Here is an 18,415-nt window from a genome sequence, read left to right as displayed (position 1 = left end):
ACGTGAAACAGAACCGAGACCGTGGCTATGAGTGATTATGGCGTCATTATCGTGGGGGGCGGCCATGCGGGAGCTGAAGCCGCCGCCGCCTCGGCGCGTCTGGGCGTGCCTACAGCCTTGGTGACGCACCGATTCGCCACCATCGGCGAAATGAGCTGCAACCCGGCCATCGGTGGCTTGGGCAAGGGCCATCTCGTCCGCGAAATCGACGCGCTCGACGGTGTGATGGGGCGGATTGCCGACAAGGGCGGGATCCAGTTCCGTGTCCTCAATCGCCGCAAGGGGCCTGCGGTGCGCGGCCCGAGGGCGCAGCAGGACCGCAAGCTCTATCGCGAGGCGATGCAGGCCGAACTTTCAGGAACGCCCAATCTCGACATCATTGAGGGCGAAGTCGACGATCTTCTGGTGATCGATGGCGTCGTCGGTGGTGTTGCGCTGCTCGACGGGCGGAAGATTTCCGCAAAGGCCGTGGTTCTGACCACCGGTACGTTTCTGCGCGGGTTGATCCATCGCGGCGAGGAAACCATTCCGGCCGGCCGGGCCGGCGAAAAGCCGGTCCTGGGTCTTTCGGTTCGTCTTGAGGCCCTTGGGCTCAAACTGGGACGGCTCAAGACCGGAACACCGCCGCGGCTCGACGCTGAAACCATCGATTTTTCGGTCCTTAACGAGCAGCTTGGTGACGAGCCGCCCGAGCCGTTTTCCGCGCTTACCGATGCCATAACGACACCGCAGATTTCGTGCTTTGAAACCCGCACGACGCCGGAAGCGCATCGCATCATTGCTGAAAACCTTTCAAAATCAGCGATGTATTCGGGGCGTATCCAGTCGCGTGGTCCGCGTTATTGCCCCTCGATCGAAGACAAGATCGTCCGATTTGCCGATAAGGACAGCCATCTGGTCTTTCTGGAGCCTGAGGGCCTCGACGATCCCACGATCTACCCCAACGGCCTGTCGACGTCGCTCCCAGCCGATGTCCAGCTCCAGTTCCTTAAGGCCATGCCGGGGCTTGAAAATGTCGTCATCAAGCGCCCGGGCTATGCCATTGAATATGACCACGTCGATCCGCGCGAATTGGCGCCAAGCCTTATGCTGCGCGCGCTTCCGGGGCTCTATCTCGCCGGCCAGATCAACGGCACCACAGGCTATGAAGAAGCGGCCGCCCAGGGCCTCTTGGCCGGTGCCAACGCTGCCCTGGCGGCACTCGGTCGTCCTCCACTGATCCTCTCGCGCACCAATTCCTATCTCGGCGTGATGATTGACGATCTGATTTCCCGTGGCGTAACAGAGCCTTACCGCATGTTCACCTCGCGCGCTGAGTTTCGCCTGCAGCTGCGGGTGGACAATGCCGACCAGCGCCTGACGCAATTGGGAATCGATACCGGGTTGGTATCGCAGGAGCGCCAGCAGCATTTCCATGATCGCATGACGCGGTTGGACGGCGCGAAGGCGCTTTTGCATTCCCTATGGGTAACCCCGACCGAAGCTCGAAAGGCGGGCGTCAATGTCAACGCCGATGGCGTCCGCCGCTCGGCGTTCGAGCTTATGAGCTATCCGACGACCTCCCGTGACGATCTCGAGGCGATTTGGCCCGATGTTTCCGCAATTGAAACAAAGACTTATGAGCAAGTTGCCATTGACGCGCAATATGCAGTGTATCTCGAGCGCCAGCAGGCGGATGTCGAGGCGGTCAAGCGGGACGAAGCACGGGCGATTCCGGAATGGCTCGACTACAGTCTCTTGCCCGGCCTGTCCAATGAGATGAAGCAGAAGCTAATCGCCGCGCGTCCGCAGACCATTGCCCAGGCGCAACGCATCGAGGGCGTGACGCCCGCGGCGCTCACATTGATCCTTGCGGTGATCCGGCGGGGTCGTATCGACCGGAAGGCGTCATGAGCGGCGCGGCGCAGCGCATCGCCGATCTTGAGCGCCATAATGCGGCAATGTTCGGCAATGTTGAGGTAACTTCCACTCAACTCCATAGTTTTTTGGGTCATCTTTTGCGTTGGCAGAAGGTTCAGAATCTGGTTTCACGTGAAACACCTGGCGATCTGTGGTCCCGCCATATCCTTGATTCGCTTCAGATTTTGCCGCTGATCGGGCCGATTTCCGGGCCGTTGCGCATTCTCGATATCGGCAGCGGCGGGGGTTTTCCGGCGATTCCGATGGCCATCGCGCTGCGGGACATCGATTTTTCGATGCATCTGATCGAATCCAACACACGAAAATGTGCGTTTCTGCGCGCGACGGCGCGCGAATTCGATCTCCCGATAACCGTTCATACGGCCCGAATCGAGGCGGTGCCACCCGCAACCATAGGTTCGATCGACCTTTTTACGTCCCGGGCGCTGGCACCCCTGCCGCTGCTTTTGAGCTATATTCACCGCTTCTGGAGCCCGGAAAGTCGCGCCATTCTGCATAAGGGGCGCGAAAATGGGGAAGAACTGAAATCAGCGGATTCAGATTGGGTTTACGATGTGTTAAAGCATCAAAGTGCGACGGACAAAGACGGCGTTCTGCTCGAGATTTCCCATCTGCGGCCTCGCACCTAACCTAAGTGTTTGAAACCGCGTCGGTTTCGGAGGTCAGATGCATCCGCGTATCATTACACTCGCCAATCAGAAGGGTGGCGTCGGCAAGACGACGACGGCCATCAACCTCGCAACAGCCCTTGCGGCGATCGGCGAGCGGGTTCTGATCGTCGATCTCGATCCCCAGGGCAATGCCTCCACCGGTCTCGGTCTCGGCCGCCAGCAGCGTGAGCGCTCGTCCTACGATCTGCTGCTCAACGAAGCGACGGTCAAGCATGCGGCGGTCCGCACCAATGTGCCCAACGTGGCCATCGTCCCTTCGACGATGGATCTGCTGGGGGTCGAATTGATGATCGCCGCCGAGCGTGATCGGGCGTTCCGCCTGAAGTCCGCGCTGGACAATGTCAGCGAAGTGAACATCGACGGCAAGCCGATCACCTATGTGCTGATCGACTGCCCGCCTTCGCTCAACCTGCTCACCATCAATGCTCTGACGGCGGCGGATGCCGTTCTCGTGCCGCTGCAGTGCGAATTCTTTGCACTCGAGGGTTTGAGCCAATTGCTTCAAACCATTGAGCAAATCCGCTCGACACTCAATCCGCGCCTATCGATCCAGGGTGTCGTGATGACAATGTTCGACAAGCGCAACAATTTGTCCGAACAGGTTCTCAGCGATGTGCGCGAGCATATGGGGACACTGGTTTACGATACGGTCATTCCGCGCAATGTCCGTCTTTCCGAGGCGCCGAGCTATGGCAAACCGGCGCTTCTGTACGATCTTAAATGCGCCGGAAGTCAGGCCTACCTTCGATTGGCCACCGAAGTCATCAAACGCGAACGCCAGTTGCGGGCGGCCTGATGGAGAACACCATGAACGATAAACCCACACGTCTCGGCCGCGGCCTTGCCGCCCTCATCGGAGATATGCAACCGCTCGAGACTGCCCCGCGCCAGGCGGAAACATCGTCTGGCGCGCGCCGGCTGCCGGTCGAATTCATCATTGCCAGCCGCGCCAACCCGCGTAAGGATTTCGATGCCGAGTTGCTCGAGGATCTGACCAATTCAATCCGTGAAAAGGGCGTCATGCAGCCACTTCTGGTGCGTCCGAGCGACCAGGGCCCGGATGTGTTTGAAATTATCGCCGGCGAGCGGCGCTGGCGTGCGGCGCAGCGCGCCGGTCTGCATGAAGTGCCCGTCATCATCCGCGAGGTCGATGACAAGGAAGCGCTCGAACTGGCGATCATCGAAAACGTCCAGCGCGCCGACCTGAACCCGCTTGAGGAAGCGCAGGGTTATGGACAACTGATCGAACAGTTCGATTACACGCAGAATGATCTGGCGCAAGTCATCGGAAAGTCCCGATCCCACGTCGCCAATACGCTGAGGCTGTTGCGCCTGCCGAGCGAGGTTCAGACAATGCTCGAGCATGGCGAACTGACCGCCGGCCATGCGCGAACCCTGATTACATCCGACGACCCATTGGCTCTGGCGCGCCGGATCGTCGATGCGGGACTTTCGGTGCGCGAGGCCGAAGCCTTGCATCAGCAGGGTACCGAGGCGCGCCGTCCGCAACCGGCTGGCGAGAAGCGTAGCTCCTCCAAGGATGCGGATACGCTGGCGCTCGAAAAGCAGTTGTCCGATGCGCTGGGTCTTTCCGTTACGCTCGATCATAAGGATCGTGGGGGGAAGCTGGAAATCCGCTACAAGACTTTGGAGCAGCTCGACGGAATTTGTGCCCGGCTCTTGCCCCACTAGAGCGTGTCCAGCAAAAGTGGAAACGGTTTTGCGGTTCGGACACGCGATAAAACAAAGGCTTAGAGCCGAGGATTTGATTCAATCAAATCCTGAACGGCTCTAGGGGCGTTGCACGTGAAACATCGGTATAAGTAGCTGAAATAGCTATCGTCTTGCTGCGGCCATGCATATGGCAAGTAGCGCCTGACGCCCTGTGGCCGGAGCAAGCGCGCTCGATTTACGGCTCTCGAGGATGGCGCTGGCCAAGCGATTGCAGGCTGCTGCGAGGCCGTCGTCGTTCCACAGCCTGAGCTGCTGTTCGAAACTGGCCTTTCTTGAAAAATGAATGCGCGGCGTGGCTCGCCCAAGGACCTGATCGATGCCGGCCCCGGCATCGATTTCGGCACGCATGGCCCGCAATCGTGAAAAATGCTGCATTGCAACAATAAGGAGCCGCTGCGCGTCGGTTCCTGCGCCGGCGGCGCGGGTCATGGCGTCATCGAAGCGGCGGGCGTGGCCCGTGGCGATGGCATCGACCACGGCGTCGATGGCCAGTGCCGCGTTGTCACCGCAGAGCCGCATGACGTCGTCCCGGGTTAATTTGCCGCCTTCGCCTGCATAGAGAACCAGCTTTTGCAGTTCGCTGCGGGTCACTTGCCGGTCATTGCCCAGCATATCGCGCAGCATAGGCGCCAGATCGGTCTCCAAACTTATATTGGCCTTGGCAAAAGTTTCGCGGATCAGGCCGTCGATGGTCTGCCCGGTATCCGCGTAGCACGGAAGTGCCCGGGCGTCCTTGCGGGCCTCGGCGTGTTTACGCAAAGCGTCCGACGGTTTGAGATCAGCGCCCTCGACGATAAAGACAGCCTGAGCCCCCTCATCGAGCAGTTCCACAAGGGTTGGCGCCAGCTTGTTCGTGGCGGCGCGGATACGGATTGTCGCCTGACTGCCGAACAGGGATGGGCTGCGCGCCAATATCCCGAGGTGCTGCGGATCGGCATCGATCTCGCTCATATGCAGTTGGGACAGGCTCTCGGGATCGGGCGGATCGCCGGCAAAATGCTTGACGAGCTGGGCCGCGTTCTCGCTGACCAATCCGATATCGGGTCCATAAACCAGAACAAGGCCCGCCGCCAAATCGGGGCGCGAGAGAAATTTCTCGATATCGCGACCCTTGAGAGCGGTCATCTTGCCTGCAAATCGGCCAGCAGCGCTAGGCGGATGGTCGCTGCCGCTGCACCGATCGCCTGTTCCTCGGCCGCCGCGCGTGCGGCATCGTCTGCCACGATCTGACCGGTTGTTCTATAGCCAACCGTGGCCGATCGCGTACCGCTTGCGATGCTTTCGCCATCCGCAACGACAAGGTAAGTTATTGTTATTGTGAGCTGATTGTCGGTTATTGGTCCGGACACATCGGACAGGCCAATCCGCGTCGGGCTCGATGAAACCTGGGCCGAAAACTGCGGTGCGTCCGCCCTATCGGGTCCAAGCCTGCTGGACAGCGTGCGATAGACCAGTTGCTCCTGGCGCGTTTCGGGCTCAGCATAATGTAGGGCCAGGCTCTGGCTCGACATCGCCGCATCGCCATAGACCGGCGTCAGCGTACAGCCGGCCAGGACGCCCGACGCGACCAAGGCGGCAGCCAGACAGACAGCGCGAAAAACCCTAGCAAACAACATTGACGATCCTGTTGGGCACGACGATCACCTTGCGGGGTGGATTGCCGTCCAGAATGCGGGCAACCGCTTCGAGTGACAAGGCTGCAGCTTCGGCCTGGCCGGAAGGGGCATCCTTGGGCATTTCGATTTCACCGCGACGCTTTCCGTTCACTTGAACGGCCAGAACTACGGTATCGTCAACAAGATAGGCTGGATCGACTTCCGGCCAGGCGGTATCGCAAATCATCGTCTGGTGGCCCAGATTGGCCCAGCAGCTTTCAGCCAGATGCGGCATCATGGGGGCGATGAACTGCACAAAACGCTCGATGGCGGTCCGCAGCGCGGAAATATTGGCCAGCGAGGGTGATTCGCTCACCGCAGGGATGAACTTCTGGATTGCGTTGGCCAACTCGTAAATCTGGGCGACGGCGCGATTGAAGCGCAGACCTGCCAGATCGGCCTCGATCAGAGCCGTTGCCTTATGGGCCGCCTTGAGGATTTCCATTGTGCGGGGGTCCTCGCCATCGATAATGGCGGGATCGAGCGAAAGCAGTTCACGCGCTTCCCCAACGAGCTTGTAAACGCGTTGCGTGAAGCGCCAGGCGCCTTCAATGCCCGCTTCGGTCCATTGCACGTCGCGTTCGGGCGGCGAATCCGACAGCACGAACCAACGCACCGTGTCTGCGCCATAGGCGGCGATCATGTCGTCGGGATCGATGACATTGCGCTTGGATTTGCTCATCTTTTCGATCGAGCCGATGGTCACCGGATCGCCGGTGACCGATGAAGTTGCAACACGCTTTCCTTCGGTCGACTGCAGAACCACCTCGGAAGGAGAGACCCAGTTGCCTGCCTTGTCCTTGTAGGTTTCATGGGTGACCATGCCCTGCGTGAACAGGCCCTTGAACGGCTCGTCGACGTCCATATGTCCGGTGCGGCTCATGGCGCGGGCAAAGAAGCGCGAATAGAGCAGATGCAGAATGGCGTGCTCGATGCCGCCGATATACTGATCAACCGGCAGCCATTCATTGGCCATTTCGGGGATCGTGGGGTTCTCGGCGCGCGGCGCCGTAAAGCGTGCGAAATACCAGGACGAATCGACAAAGGTGTCCATAGTGTCGGTTTCCCGGCGCGCTTTCGAGCCGCAAGAGGGGCAATCGACATGCTTGAAGCTCGGATGGCGATCGAGCGGATTGCCCGGCGTATCGAATTCGACATCTTCGGGCAGCCGCACGGGCAGTTGATCCTTTGGCACCGGCACGATGCCGCAGATATCGCAATGGATGACCGGGATCGGGCAGCCCCAATAGCGTTGCCGCGAAATGCCCCAGTCGCGCAGGCGATAATTGACCTGGCGAACCCCCTGGGGCTTGCCTTCGACCTTTTCGGTTTCCAGGAAACGGGCGATTGCGTCCTTGGCCGCGTCGACGTCCATGCCGTCGAGGAAACCCGAATTGAAGGCGATGCCGGGTCCTGTATAGGCTTCTGCCGCAATGGAAAATTCGCTGGCGTCTGCATCGGGCGGCAAGACGACAGGGATGACGGGCAGGTCATATTTGCGCGCAAATTCGAGGTCGCGCTGATCGTGCGCCGGGCAGCCAAAGATCGCGCCGGTGCCGTAGTCCATCAGAACGAAATTGGCGACATAGACGGGCAATGTCGCACCTTCGATCACCGGATGTTTCACGGTAATTTCCGTACGGTAGCCCCGCTTTTCGGCGGTTTCGATCACTTCGGCCGAAGTGCCCATGCGGTGACACTCGGCGATGAATTCGGCCAAAGCCGGATCGGATTCGGCCAGATGAGCCGCCATGGGGTGGTCGGGCGAAAGGGCAACGAAGGAGGCGCCAAACAGGGTATCGGGACGTGTGGTGAAAATCTCGACGCTGTCCTGCCCGGCCTCGCCCGAGGCGATCGCGAACAGCACCCGCAGCCCTTCAGATCGACCGATCCAGTTGCGCTGCATCAGCCGGACCTTTTCGGGCCAGTCGGTCAGGCCATCGATGGCCGACAGCAGGTCCTCGGCGAAGTCGGAAATCTTGAAGAACCATTGGGTCAATTCGCGCTGTTCGACCAGCGCGCCCGAGCGCCAGCCGCGGCCGTCGATCACCTGTTCATTGGCCAGAACCGTATGGTCGACAGGATCCCAATTGACCTTGGAGGATTTGCGCGTCACCAGGCCCGCTTCGAGCATGTCGATGAACAGCATCTGCTGGCGGTGGTAATATTCCTCGTCGCAGGTCGCAAATTCCCGGCTCCAGTCGAGGGAAAATCCCATGGACTGCAATTGCTTGCGCATTGCCGCGATGTTTTCATAGGTCCAGTCGCGGGGATGGACCTTGTTGGCCATCGCCGCGTTCTCGGCGGGCATCCCGAAGGCGTCCCATCCCATCGGGTGGAGAACCTTTTTGCCCTTGGCGCGCTGGAACCGGGCGACCACATCGCCCATGGTATAATTGCGCACATGGCCCACATGGATGCGGCCCGAGGGATAGGGAAACATCTCAAGCACGTAATAGGGATCGCGTGGGTCGTCGTTGGACGTTTCGAAGGTTTTCTTCTCCGCCCAGACCTTTTGCCAATGGGGTTCTTGTTCGCGCGGATTGTAGCGCTCGGAAGCGTTTGCCATAGAAAGTACCGGTGGCCGCCCTATACTTGAGAAGAGATGAGAAATTGGGTAGGCGACCATCACCAGAAAAGCGCCGGAAGGTCAACCATTGCCATGAGCCCAAACGCCCCGGAAACTGCCGCCGATCGGCTCGCCGACATAAAGGCCCGCATGGAGCGCGCCGCCCGTCGGATTGAAGGAGGGGATGTCGCGGAACTGGTTGCCGTTTCCAAGACCTTCGATGCCGAGGCGATCGTTCCGGTCATAGAGGCCGGACAGCGCCATTTCGGTGAAAATCGCGTCCAGGAGGCACAGGGCAAATGGCCGGGGCTGAAATCGGAATACCCCGATCTCGTCCTGCATCTGATCGGTCCGCTCCAGACCAACAAGGCAGCCGATGCGGTTGCCTTGTTCGATGTTATCGAAAGCGTCGATCGCGACAAGCTGGCCAGAATTCTTGCCACGGAAATGGACAAGCAGAACCGGCGTCTGCCCTGTTTCGTGCAGGTCAATATCGGCGGCGAAGAGCAAAAGGCCGGCGTTTCCACGGCGGAAACCGTAGAATTCGTCGATCGCTGCAGGGATCAATATGGGCTCGATATCGTTGGTTTGATGTGTATTCCCCCGATCGATGAGGCGCCGGGACCATATTTCGCGCAATTGGCGCGCCTGGCAAGGGCGGCAGGGGTCTCTCGGTTGTCCATGGGGATGAGCGCGGACTTTGAAGTGGCAATACTTATGGGCGCGACACAGGTTCGGGTGGGATCCGCGCTTTTTGGGGCGCGATAACGCGCATGTGATTGGCGATTGTGTCCCCCACGCTAGATTGAATCGTATGTCATTTCCGTGAGCAGGTGTTTGATCCCTGCCAGGAAGAAGCGGGAGTTTTTGCTGATGAACAAGCGCCGTTTGCTGGTTGTCGATGACGACACCGATTTGCGAGCCGCATTGGTGGGGCAGCTCGAACCCTATCGCGAATTCGATATCACGGAGGCCGGGACGGCGTCCGGTGCGCGTGAAACCGCCAAGGCGAGCCATTTCGATCTCATGCTGCTCGATGTGGGGCTTCCCGACATGGATGGACGCGAAGCGCTCAAGATCATGCGCGCTGACGGATTTCGGGCACCGGTTATCATGTTGACGGGGCAGGATAGTGAGTCCGACGAAATTCGGGGCCTCGAAAGCGGTGCCAATGACTATGTCACCAAACCCTTTCGCTTTTCGGTCCTGCTTGCCCGCATGCGGGCCGCATTGCGTCAGCACGATCAAAGCGAGGATGTGGTCTTTACCATCGGCCCCTACAGCTTCCAGCCAGCCGCCAAGACGCTGGAAAACGGTGACGGCTCGAAAATCCGGCTTACCGACAAGGAAACCTCGATCCTCAAATTTCTCTACCGGCAGGGCGCAAAGACGATCTCCCGCGACGTGCTCCTTGCGGAGGTCTGGGGATACAACAACCGGGTCACCACACACACGCTCGAAACTCACATTTATCGCTTGCGCCAGAAGATCGAACGCGATCCGTCGAACGCACGTCTTCTGGTGACCGAAGAGGGCGGATATCGGCTGGTTCCCTGATTTCCTCGGAGCCAGATCTGTCTAAGTCTTTGCGCGCGCGGTAATTTATGCCAATCATAGCCCTCAACGCGCTGCCGGGGGCATGTATGGACGAGGCGGCGGCCGTGGCCGCATTCGCAGAACTCGACATTTTTTCCAGCTTTTCTGACGAACAGCTGCGCCTTTTGGCGTTTGTCTGCGAAGAGGTTTCGCTGGCGCCGGGCGATATTCTCTATAGCGCCGGCGACGCCGCAGATGGCGGCTACGTGCTTGTTTCAGGCGCCCTTGAGGCGACCCACTCGCCGGTTGAGGGCAGCAAGCGGTTTCGCATCGAGCCCGTCGCGCTTGTGGGCGAACTCGGTCTTATGCTGACGCGCCCGCGCGGGGCTTCGCTCAGGGCGGCGCGAACGAGCACACTGCTTTTCGTACCACGTGGGGCGTTTCTGAAGTTGCTGAGAAGCCATCCCGAACTCGCCGAGGACGTTGCGACGACGATCAGGGCAGAGCTTTCGCGCTATCTCGATTCCATCGCGCAGCTTGGCGGGCGGTTCTCGAGCTGACTGTTATGCGAATTCGACAATGACCGGCACGTGATCCGACGGCTTTTCCGACCAGCCACGCGCCGGACGCAGGATATGGGCCGCTCTTGCGTGTGCTGCAATGTCGCGCGTTGCCCATATGTGGTCGAGGCGGCGGCCACGGTCGGAACTGTCCCAATCCTTGGCTCTGTAGCTCCACCAGGAATAGACCTTTTCCTCGATCGGAATGTGCTGGCGGACCAGGTCGACCCAGTTGCGCCGCGAGAGCAGGCGATCGAGCGCTTCGGTCTCCACAGGCGTGTGCGAAACGACCCTTAGGAGCTGCTTGTGGCTCCAGACGTCGTTTTCATGCGGCGCGACGTTGAAATCGCCGCAGATCAACTGACGCTCATCAAATACCAGCTCATCGAACCATTCTTCCATCTCGGCGAGGAAGTCGAGCTTATGGCGGAATTTGGGGTTGATCTCGGGGTTGGGCTCGTCGCCGCCTGCCGGGACGTAGAAATTGTGAACGGTGAGGGGGCCCTTGCCGAAGTCGAGCCGCGCCGAAACATGGCGGCAATCGGGTATGTCGCAGAATCCGCGCGCCGTAACTTCGTCAAGCGGATGTTTCGATACGATGGCCACACCGTGGTAGCCCTTTTGCCCGTGCACCGCCTGGTGCGGGTAACCGACATCGGCCAGCGCCGTGGCCGGGAACTGGTCATTCATGCATTTGATCTCCTGCAGGCACAGGACATCGGGGGTGTACTGAGACAGAAAATCGAGGACGATGGGCAGGCGCAGCCGCACCGAATTGATGTTCCAGGTGGCAAGCGAGGGCATGAACGACTCGGGAGGACGGAAAGGGTGCCGCCTTTATGACCGCCCCGCCCGGCGTGGTAAACCCCCGCGTCCGCGCGAGAGGAAATCAGCCTGGAGCGTTGACGGACCGATAGGTCGGATCGATACGGAAATACTGGTCGGGGATCTCGACATTCTTTTCGGTTTCGGCAATCGAGAACGTGGTTTCGACGCCCGAGGGTTCGATAAGGCTCCATTGCACGAGATCAAGCGTCTCGCGGTCAAAGATCAGGGAAACCTGGACGACACCGATAGGGCTGTCGTCGGTAATCATCACCGAAACATGGGTCTCGGACATAACGACATCGGACAGGTTGGAATTGATGAGGCTGACCTGGTCCCCAAGGAACTGGCGCAGCGGCACATTGTCCTGAGGATAAGCGTATTGCGTACGTTCCTGGCGGTCGATGACGTAAAAGCCGCGCCCCTGCGAGATGATCTCTTCCCGGCTGGGAGGTGCGTAGCGGAAGCGGACCATGTCGGGACGCTTGAGCCAGAACGTCCCCTCGATCTGGCCGCCCTGGCTGTCGATCTGGACGAAACGTCCGGCCATGGTGCGGATTTCGGTATTGTGGGCGGAAATCTCCTGAAGGATGAATTCCTCGTCCGGGGTCAATGTCCGGGACTGGGCGGTTGCCGGCATGGCCAGGGCAAGCGCGCAAAGGCCGGTCAGGATGGCAGCGGCGAGGCGAATCATTTCAAAGACTCCAATTGGGTACAGGCAGGTCGACCCCTTGACCGCTGAGGTAATTGCCAATTGCGGCAAGACCGCGAACCCTCGCGGCCGGGCGGTAAACTCGTCGTGTACCGACCATGTTCCCTTTGGCCCTAATAGCCGTCGGCATTGTCGCCGATGAGCACTTCGCGCTTGCCTGCGTGGTTGGCGGGGGAAATGATCCCTTCCTGCTCCATGCGCTCGATCAGCGTGGCGGCCTTGTTGTAACCAACCGAAAGCCGACGCTGGATGTAGGAGGTCGAGGCCTTCTTGTCGCTCAGGACGATATTGACGGCCTTGTCGTAAAGCTCGTCTCCCGAGCCGCCGAAGCCGCCATCATCGTCAAAGCTGCCCTGGCCGTCGTCGTCTTCAGCGGTGATCGATTCGAGATATTCAGGCGTGCCCTGGCTCTTGAGGTGCGCGACGATGTCCTCGACCTCGTTGTCGGCAACAAAGGCGCCGTGGAGGCGCTTTATGCGTCCACCACCAGCCATATAGAGCATGTCGCCATTGCCCAGCAGTTGCTCGGCGCCCTGTTCGCCCAGAATTGTGCGCGAATCGATCTTGGAAGTGACCTGGAACGAGACGCGGGTGGGGAAGTTGGCCTTGATGGTGCCGGTGATGACGTCGACCGAGGGACGTTGGGTCGCCATGATGATATGGATGCCGGCGGCGCGGGCCATCTGGGCCAACCGCTGGATCGTGCCTTCGATGTCCTTGCCGGCCACCATCATCAGGTCCGCCATCTCGTCGACGATCACCACGATGAAGGGAAGGGGTTCGAGGTCAAACTCTTCGCTCTCAAAGATCGCCTCGCCGGTTTCCCGGTCAAATCCGGTCTGAACGGTGCGCGTCAGAACTTCGCCCTTGGCTGCGGATTCGGCGACGCGGGCGTTAAAGCCATCGATGTTGCGCACACCGATCTTGCTCATCTTCTTGTAGCGATCCTCCATCTCGCGAACCGCCCATTTGAGGGCGACGACCGCCTTGGCCGGGTCGGTAACGACCGGGGTCAGAAGATGTGGGATGCCGTCATAAACCGACAATTCGAGCATCTTGGGATCGATCATGATGAGCCGGCATTGCTCGGGGTTCATCTTATAGAGCAGGGAAAGGATCATCGTGTTGATCCCCACCGACTTGCCCGAGCCTGTGGTGCCGGCGATCAGCAGATGCGGCATGCGGGCCAGATCGACGATGATCGGTTCGCCGCCGATGGTCTTGCCCAGGCAGATGGGCAGTTTGGCCTTGGCCCTGTCGAAATCGTTGGAGGCCAGAAGTTCGCGCAGGAATACGGTTTCGCGCGTTTTGTTGGGCAACTCGATGCCGATCGCGTTGCGGCCGGGAACGACGGCTACGCGGGCGGAAATAGCACTCATGGAGCGGGCAATGTCGTCGGCGAGCGAGATCACCCGGCTCGACTTGATGCCCGGCGCGGGCTCGAGCTCGTAAAGCGTGACCACGGGGCCTGGGCGCACATTGATGATGTCGCCTTTGACGCCGAAATCTTCCAGCACGCCTTCCAGCCGCTTGGCGTTCGCCTCGAGTGCTTCGGGATTGTGCTCGGGCAAGACCTGGGTTGAACTCGGAGCCGCGAGCAGTTCGAGCGGCGGCAGTTCGAATCCGTCGGTGGGCAGAAACGATGCCTGGGCCTCACGCACCTGCCGCGGGGAGGGGGCGGGACGCGGTGCCGGGGCAGCAACCCGGGGCCGGCCGGAGGGCTGTTCGACAATCATGCGCGCGATGTCGTCGGCCTCGCGGCGCGGAGAGGCTTGGGAAGCGTATTCGTCCTCATAGTCGTCGTAAGCGTCCTCATCCCAATCGCCGCCGGATCGAGGCTCGTCAGGTTGTTGACGATCGAATGCAATGGTCCGGTCGAGCTGGGGCTCGAAATCATTGGTTTGCCAGTTGCGGGCCGGCATCTGGTCCGATTGCTTGCGGCGAAAAACGCGCCTCAGCGCCGCCCGTGCGCCATAGAACGTGTGGGCGAGGTAGCCGATGGCCACATCGAACACCCCGTTGGAATCGGGCGTGTCGTCGATTTCGGACTCAGGCTCGGAGATTTTCTTACGGCGTCCCGTGGATTTTGCAGGGGCCGGCAAATCGCTTTCGAATGCGGGCCGGGACCGTGCCGCAAGCCAGACAAGTCCAAGAGCGGGAACGCCGAGCAAGACCGCATAGAGAATTGCTCCCCAACCCTGCGGCGCGTCGCCGGCCAGCGTCGTGAACAGATTGGTGAATCCCGAACCGACAAAACCGCCCAGACCGAGCGGCAGGGGCCAGCTTTGGGGCGATGGGAAGCAGGCAAACATCCCTGTTGCCAGGATCGTACCGAGCAACCAACCGGTCAGCCGCAGGCCGAGATAGGACGGGACGACGCGGCGGATCATCGTCCATGACCAAAGGAGCGGTGGCAAAAGCAGCAGGGGTGCGCCAAGGCCCAAAAGCTGAAAGCCGATATCGGCCATGGCCGCGCCGGCAAAGCCCAGCCAGTTTTCGACGGGTTTGTCGGTGGCATAGGAAAAGGACGGGTCGTCGACCGACCATGACGCGAGAGCGACAAGCCCCAGCGCACAAACCACCGCAACGACGATGCCGATGATTCGCACGGGAATGGTGATCGAAAGCACCGGGGTTGAGCGGTGGCTGTCGTCCAGATGTGGAGAAGGGTGCAGGGTCATCGAGCGGCCGGTCGGTTTACGCAATACCATTTGGCCCCAACCCTAGTCGTGCATGGTTAACCTTGGATTAGCGCGATGCCGCATTTTGCCCATTAAAAAAGCCCGCCGCAGTGGGGCGGGCCAGGGACCCCGCACATGGCAGGGCCGGGAGGAGCTGAAGAGGGTATGCAGCCCATATCGTTTGCGAGTGGGAAGGCCTCTTTGATGTGGGGTCAAGAGGGATATGGGCTGCATGCCGTCTTCAGCAAAAAAAAGGCCCGGGCGTTGCCCGGACCTTGAGATTGGATTACCGGAACTCCGGATAGGCTTCGACGCCGACTTCGGCCTTGTCGAGGCCCAGCGCTTCGTCATCTTCGGAGGGCCGCAGACCCATTGTGGCCTTCAGGATCAGCCACACGACGAAGCTGGCGACGAAGGTGAAGATACCCACGACGACGATCGAAAGAAGCTGAACGCCAAGGTTCGCATCGGCGTTGGTGAAGATCACCGCGATGGTACCCCAGATGCCGGCAAGAAGATGGACCGGAATGGCGCCGACGACGTCGTCGATCTTGAGTCGGTCGAGCAGCGGAACGGCAAAGACGACGATTACGCCGCCGACGGCGCCGATCAGCGAGGCGGTGCCCAGACCCGGGGTGAGAGGTTCGGCGGTTACCGAAACCAGACCGGCAAGGGCGCCGTTCAGCACGAAGGTCAGATCGACCTTCTTGTAGATGATCGCCGTCAGGATCAGCGCGGCAACAGCACCGCCGGCGGCACCGGCATTGGTATTGGCCATGATCCGGCCCACATCGGCCACGTCACCGACCGAACCCATCGCGAGCTGGGATGCACCGTTGAAGCCGAACCAGCCCATCCAGAGGATGAACGTGCCGAGCGTTGCCAGGGGCATGGACGAGCCGGGCATGGCGTTGACGGTGCCGTCCGGATTGTACTTGCCGATGCGGGCACCCAAAAGGATGGCCCCGGCCAGAGCGGCCCAGCCACCCACGGAGTGTACGACAGTGGAACCGGCAAAATCGAGGAAGCCCATGGCATCGAGGAAGCCGCCACCCCACTTCCAGGAGGCCTGGATCGGGTAGATCAGCGCGGTCAGAACGACAGTGAAGATCAGGAACGGCAGGATCTTGATCCGTTCGGCCAGCGTGCCCGAAACGATCGAGGCGGTGGTGGCGCAGAACATGACCTGGAAGAAGAAGTCCGAGCTCGTCGCGGCATAGCCGAAATCATCGGCGTCATCGGCCGTGATGCCGACAGCTTCGAGAATGCCGATACCGAAGGCGCCCAGATAGCCGCCAGTGTCGTCGGATCCGATGGTCCAGTTGCCCAGCGGATACATCAGATTGTAGCCGATGAGATAGTAGAAGATCGCAGCGATCGCAAAGAGCGATATGTTCTTTAAGAGCTGCATCGATACGTTCTTGGTGCGCACCAGACCGGCTTCGAGCATGGCAAAGCCGGCAGCCATCCACATCACCAATACGCCGCCGAAGATCATCAGGAACGAGTTGAGGATAAACACAACGTCGGCGGAGACACCCTCGGACAGGGTTTCAACGACTTCCTCGGCCACCTCGGCATCCTGCCCCAGCGCGGGCAGTGCGATGAGCAGGGAGGCTAGCGCCGCCGCACCCAGCAATTTGCTTGTCTTGAAATTCATGATTGTCCTTCTCCTAGTTGGACGCCAGGCTCTCAGAGGGCTTCGGTTCCGGTTTCACCGGTACGGATGCGGATGGCCTGTTCGAGATCGAGAATGAAAATCTTGCCGTCGCCGATGCGACCCGTCTGCGCGGAGTCCTTGATGGCGCTGGCAACCGCATCGACCTGGGCGGCGTCAACGGCGATCTCGACCTTGAGCTTGGGGAGGAAGTGAACGGCGTATTCGGTACCGCGGTAGATCTCGGAGTGACCCTTCTGACGTCCATACCCCTTGACCTCTGTTACGGTCATGCCGTGCACATCGAGCGAATTGAGGGCCTGACGGACCTCCTCGAGCCGCGATGGCTTTATGATGGCTATTAGCAGTTTCATGGGTGCTCCTTTCCGATTCCGCACCTGACACGCGACAAAAGGACTCAAAAGCCGTGCCAACAAGCGTTTTCGGACGCCAATCAATTGATTTAAAAGATGGTTTTTTGGACTCCATGAATGCGCCAAATTCCGGACACAATTGATCATGCCTAAAAAATAGGCAAGTTTGGATTGATCTTTTAAGGAATGGTGAATTTAAATGCAGGGTCGTCCAGGGGCGTGCGGCAATACTCTCCTTGCGTCGTGCCGGCCGCAGACGCATGTTTGAGCGGGAAACGATCCGGAGCATGCATGATGGCGGGTAGCGACCAGGTACAATCTTTCGACATTCTGGTTGTCGGCGGCGGACCGGTGGGTCTTTCACTGGCCATCGCATTGGCGCGATTTGTTCCCGGCATCAATGTGGGCCTGCTGGACAGGCGGGCGCTCGCGGTGCCCAGAGATTCGCGTGCGTCGGCGATTGCAGCGGGTGTGAAGCATCTGTTCGAGGCTATCGGGGCCTGGGACGGCATGGCTGGTGCCGCCAATCCCATTGCGCAGATGAAAATCACCGATTCGGGGAGCGGCGACATCAGCCGCCCGGTGTTTCTCGATTTTTCCGGGCCAAAGGCTCCCGGTGAACCCTTTGCGCATATGGTTCCCAACACGGCGAGCGCCGCCAGCCTGATCGCTGCGGCGCGAAATCTGGTGACCATTGTCGAGCCCGGAACCGTATCCGCGTTTAGCGCGGGGCCGGCCATCGGTCGGATTGATCTTGAAGATGGGCGAAGCCTGTCGGCCGGGTTGATCGTGGCTGCCGATGGGGGCAAGTCGACGCTACGCGGGCTTGCTGGCATCAGGGCCTTTTCCCGGGATTACAGGCAGTCGGGCCTCGTGACCACCATCGGCCATGCCCTGCCGCATCATGATGTGGCCTATGAGCATTTCCGGCCTGCCGGCCCTTTCGCTTCCCTGCCTTTGGCGGGCAATCGCTCTTCACTGGTGTGGACGGAAAAGCCCCAGGCCGCGCAAGCACTCGTTGCCATGGCGCCCAGCGATCTCGCACAGCGGATCGAAGTCGCCATGGGTTCGGTGCTCGGCTCCGTCGAAATCATCGAAACGGTTCAGAGCTTTCCCCTGAGTTTGGTACTGGCCCGTCGATTGGCCGCCCCGCGGCTGGCGCTGGTGGGCGATGCAGCTCACGTCATCCACCCACTCGCCGGGCAGGGACTCAATCTGGGATTGCGTGATGTTGCGGTTCTCGCCGAGGTGCTGGTCGATGCCGTCAGGCTCGGCGAAGATTTGGGCTCGATGACTGTACTCGAGCGCTACGAACGCCGACGGCGCGCCGATACTGCGTTGATGGCATGTGCGACAGATGGGCTCAATCGGTTGTTTTCCAATGATGTCGCCCCGGTCCGGGCGGCGCGCGATTTCGGGCTCTCGCTTGTCAATCGCATCGATCCTTTGAAGGATACGTTCATGAGCCAGGCGGCAGGGCAAGCGGGCGCCAAGCTGCTCAGGGGCATCCCACTTTAGGAT

At 60.2% G+C, this 18,415-nt stretch carries 16 protein-coding genes; 8 read left to right on the top strand and 8 right to left on the bottom strand.

Going from position 1 to position 18,415, the window contains the following annotated elements:
* Positions 1 to 27: 27 nt before the first annotated feature.
* From mnmG to KKY_RS16185, 4 genes are read left to right on the top strand one after another with little or no spacing between them, the layout of a single operon-like run.
* The gene (gene mnmG / locus KKY_RS16200; protein ID WP_014132458.1) at positions 28 to 1,893 is read left to right on the top strand and encodes a tRNA uridine-5-carboxymethylaminomethyl(34) synthesis enzyme MnmG; all 1,866 of its coding nucleotides are present in this window, start codon (positions 28 to 30) and stop codon (positions 1,891 to 1,893) included.
* Positions 1,890 to 2,549 (top strand): 16S rRNA (guanine(527)-N(7))-methyltransferase RsmG, encoded by a 660-nt coding sequence (gene rsmG / locus KKY_RS16195; protein ID WP_014132457.1) that lies wholly within the window; start codon positions 1,890 to 1,892, stop codon positions 2,547 to 2,549. The genes mnmG and rsmG overlap by 4 nt, the downstream gene beginning before the upstream one ends.
* Positions 2,550 to 2,586: 37 nt before the next feature.
* On the top strand, positions 2,587 to 3,387 hold the full coding sequence (locus tag KKY_RS16190; protein ID WP_014132456.1) for a ParA family protein: 801 nt from the start codon (positions 2,587 to 2,589) through the stop codon (positions 3,385 to 3,387).
* 11 nt (positions 3,388 to 3,398) lie between these two features.
* A complete protein-coding gene (locus KKY_RS16185; RefSeq protein WP_041529574.1) occupies positions 3,399 to 4,283 on the top strand; it encodes a ParB/RepB/Spo0J family partition protein in 885 nt (294 codons plus the stop codon).
* Between the two features lie 144 nt (positions 4,284 to 4,427).
* Here KKY_RS16185 and holA read toward each other — a convergent pair whose 3' ends face one another.
* The 3 genes from holA to leuS are packed head-to-tail and all read right to left on the bottom strand — an operon-like array spanning position 4,428 to position 8,549.
* On the bottom strand, positions 4,428 to 5,450 hold the full coding sequence (gene holA, locus KKY_RS16180) for a DNA polymerase III subunit delta (RefSeq protein ID WP_014132454.1): 1,023 nt from the start codon (positions 5,448 to 5,450) through the stop codon (positions 4,428 to 4,430).
* Positions 5,447 to 5,941, bottom strand: coding sequence for a hypothetical protein (locus KKY_RS16175; protein WP_139305090.1), 495 nt, complete (start codon positions 5,939 to 5,941; stop codon positions 5,447 to 5,449). The genes holA and KKY_RS16175 overlap by 4 nt, the downstream gene beginning before the upstream one ends.
* On the bottom strand, positions 5,928 to 8,549 hold the full coding sequence (gene leuS, locus KKY_RS16170; RefSeq protein ID WP_014132452.1) for a leucine--tRNA ligase: 2,622 nt from the start codon (positions 8,547 to 8,549) through the stop codon (positions 5,928 to 5,930). The genes KKY_RS16175 and leuS overlap by 14 nt, the downstream gene beginning before the upstream one ends.
* Before the next feature lie 93 nt (positions 8,550 to 8,642).
* On the opposite strand from leuS, the gene KKY_RS16165 reads away from it, so the two are divergent.
* The 3 genes from KKY_RS16165 to KKY_RS19760 all read left to right on the top strand — a co-directional run bounded on the left by KKY_RS16165 (position 8,643) and on the right by KKY_RS19760 (position 10,645).
* Positions 8,643 to 9,317 carry a YggS family pyridoxal phosphate-dependent enzyme gene (locus KKY_RS16165; RefSeq protein ID WP_014132451.1) on the top strand — a complete coding sequence of 225 codons (675 nt, stop codon included), beginning with the start codon at positions 8,643 to 8,645 and terminating at the stop codon, positions 9,315 to 9,317.
* Positions 9,318 to 9,422: 105 nt separating this feature from the next.
* Positions 9,423 to 10,106 carry a response regulator transcription factor gene (locus KKY_RS16160; RefSeq protein ID WP_014132450.1) on the top strand — a complete coding sequence of 228 codons (684 nt, stop codon included), beginning with the start codon at positions 9,423 to 9,425 and terminating at the stop codon, positions 10,104 to 10,106.
* A 47-nt stretch (positions 10,107 to 10,153) separates the two neighbouring features.
* On the top strand, positions 10,154 to 10,645 hold the full coding sequence (locus KKY_RS19760) for a cyclic nucleotide-binding domain-containing protein (protein WP_083824151.1): 492 nt from the start codon (positions 10,154 to 10,156) through the stop codon (positions 10,643 to 10,645).
* A 3-nt stretch (positions 10,646 to 10,648) separates the two neighbouring features.
* On the opposite strand, the gene xth is transcribed toward KKY_RS19760, so the two are convergent.
* From xth to KKY_RS16130, 5 genes are all read right to left on the bottom strand, one after another.
* The gene (xth, locus tag KKY_RS16150) at positions 10,649 to 11,449 is read right to left on the bottom strand and encodes an exodeoxyribonuclease III (RefSeq protein WP_014132448.1); all 801 of its coding nucleotides are present in this window, start codon (positions 11,447 to 11,449) and stop codon (positions 10,649 to 10,651) included.
* Between the two features lie 85 nt (positions 11,450 to 11,534).
* Positions 11,535 to 12,164 carry a LolA family protein gene (locus KKY_RS16145; RefSeq protein WP_014132447.1) on the bottom strand — a complete coding sequence of 210 codons (630 nt, stop codon included), beginning with the start codon at positions 12,162 to 12,164 and terminating at the stop codon, positions 11,535 to 11,537.
* 131 nt (positions 12,165 to 12,295) lie between these two features.
* A complete protein-coding gene (locus tag KKY_RS16140; RefSeq protein ID WP_014132446.1) occupies positions 12,296 to 14,893 on the bottom strand; it encodes a DNA translocase FtsK in 2,598 nt (865 codons plus the stop codon).
* Positions 14,894 to 15,149: 256 nt separating this feature from the next.
* Positions 15,150 to 16,523: an ammonium transporter gene (locus KKY_RS16135; protein WP_014132445.1), complete on the bottom strand. Its 1,374-nt coding sequence runs from the start codon at positions 16,521 to 16,523 to the stop codon at positions 15,150 to 15,152.
* Positions 16,524 to 16,555: 32 nt separating this feature from the next.
* The gene (locus tag KKY_RS16130) at positions 16,556 to 16,894 is read right to left on the bottom strand and encodes a P-II family nitrogen regulator (RefSeq protein ID WP_014132444.1); all 339 of its coding nucleotides are present in this window, start codon (positions 16,892 to 16,894) and stop codon (positions 16,556 to 16,558) included.
* A gap of 291 nt (positions 16,895 to 17,185) precedes the next feature.
* Between KKY_RS16130 and KKY_RS16125 the strand changes: the two genes are divergently transcribed.
* Positions 17,186 to 18,412, top strand: a complete 1,227-nt coding sequence (locus KKY_RS16125; RefSeq protein ID WP_014132443.1) for an FAD-dependent monooxygenase — start codon at positions 17,186 to 17,188, stop codon at positions 18,410 to 18,412.
* The last annotated feature ends 3 nt before the right edge of the window (positions 18,413 to 18,415 follow it).

It is taken from the genome of Pelagibacterium halotolerans B2, assembly GCF_000230555.1.
Classification (GTDB): Bacteria; Pseudomonadota; Alphaproteobacteria; order Rhizobiales; family Devosiaceae; genus Pelagibacterium; species Pelagibacterium halotolerans.
The sequence above is the reverse complement of the archived record's forward strand: the minus strand, read 5'-3'. Positions and strand labels throughout refer to the sequence as shown.

Coding starts and splice junctions, on each gene's coding strand:
- mnmG (WP_014132458.1), top strand. CDS start 28: ATGAGTGATTATGGCGTCATTATCGTGGGGGGCGGCCATGCGGGAGCT.
- rsmG (WP_014132457.1), top strand. CDS start 1,890: ATGAGCGGCGCGGCGCAGCGCATCGCCGATCTTGAGCGCCATAATGCG.
- KKY_RS16190 (WP_014132456.1), top strand. CDS start 2,587: ATGCATCCGCGTATCATTACACTCGCCAATCAGAAGGGTGGCGTCGGC.
- KKY_RS16185 (WP_041529574.1), top strand. CDS start 3,399: ATGAACGATAAACCCACACGTCTCGGCCGCGGCCTTGCCGCCCTCATC.
- holA (WP_014132454.1), bottom strand. CDS start 5,450: ATGACCGCTCTCAAGGGTCGCGATATCGAGAAATTTCTCTCGCGCCCC.
- KKY_RS16175 (WP_139305090.1), bottom strand. CDS start 5,941: ATGTTGTTTGCTAGGGTTTTTCGCGCTGTCTGTCTGGCTGCCGCCTTG.
- leuS (WP_014132452.1), bottom strand. CDS start 8,549: ATGGCAAACGCTTCCGAGCGCTACAATCCGCGCGAACAAGAACCCCAT.
- KKY_RS16165 (WP_014132451.1), top strand. CDS start 8,643: ATGAGCCCAAACGCCCCGGAAACTGCCGCCGATCGGCTCGCCGACATA.
- KKY_RS16160 (WP_014132450.1), top strand. CDS start 9,423: ATGAACAAGCGCCGTTTGCTGGTTGTCGATGACGACACCGATTTGCGA.
- KKY_RS19760 (WP_083824151.1), top strand. CDS start 10,154: ATGCCAATCATAGCCCTCAACGCGCTGCCGGGGGCATGTATGGACGAG.
- xth (WP_014132448.1), bottom strand. CDS start 11,449: ATGCCCTCGCTTGCCACCTGGAACATCAATTCGGTGCGGCTGCGCCTG.
- KKY_RS16145 (WP_014132447.1), bottom strand. CDS start 12,164: ATGATTCGCCTCGCCGCTGCCATCCTGACCGGCCTTTGCGCGCTTGCC.
- KKY_RS16140 (WP_014132446.1), bottom strand. CDS start 14,893: ATGGTATTGCGTAAACCGACCGGCCGCTCGATGACCCTGCACCCTTCT.
- KKY_RS16135 (WP_014132445.1), bottom strand. CDS start 16,523: ATGAATTTCAAGACAAGCAAATTGCTGGGTGCGGCGGCGCTAGCCTCC.
- KKY_RS16130 (WP_014132444.1), bottom strand. CDS start 16,894: ATGAAACTGCTAATAGCCATCATAAAGCCATCGCGGCTCGAGGAGGTC.
- KKY_RS16125 (WP_014132443.1), top strand. CDS start 17,186: ATGATGGCGGGTAGCGACCAGGTACAATCTTTCGACATTCTGGTTGTC.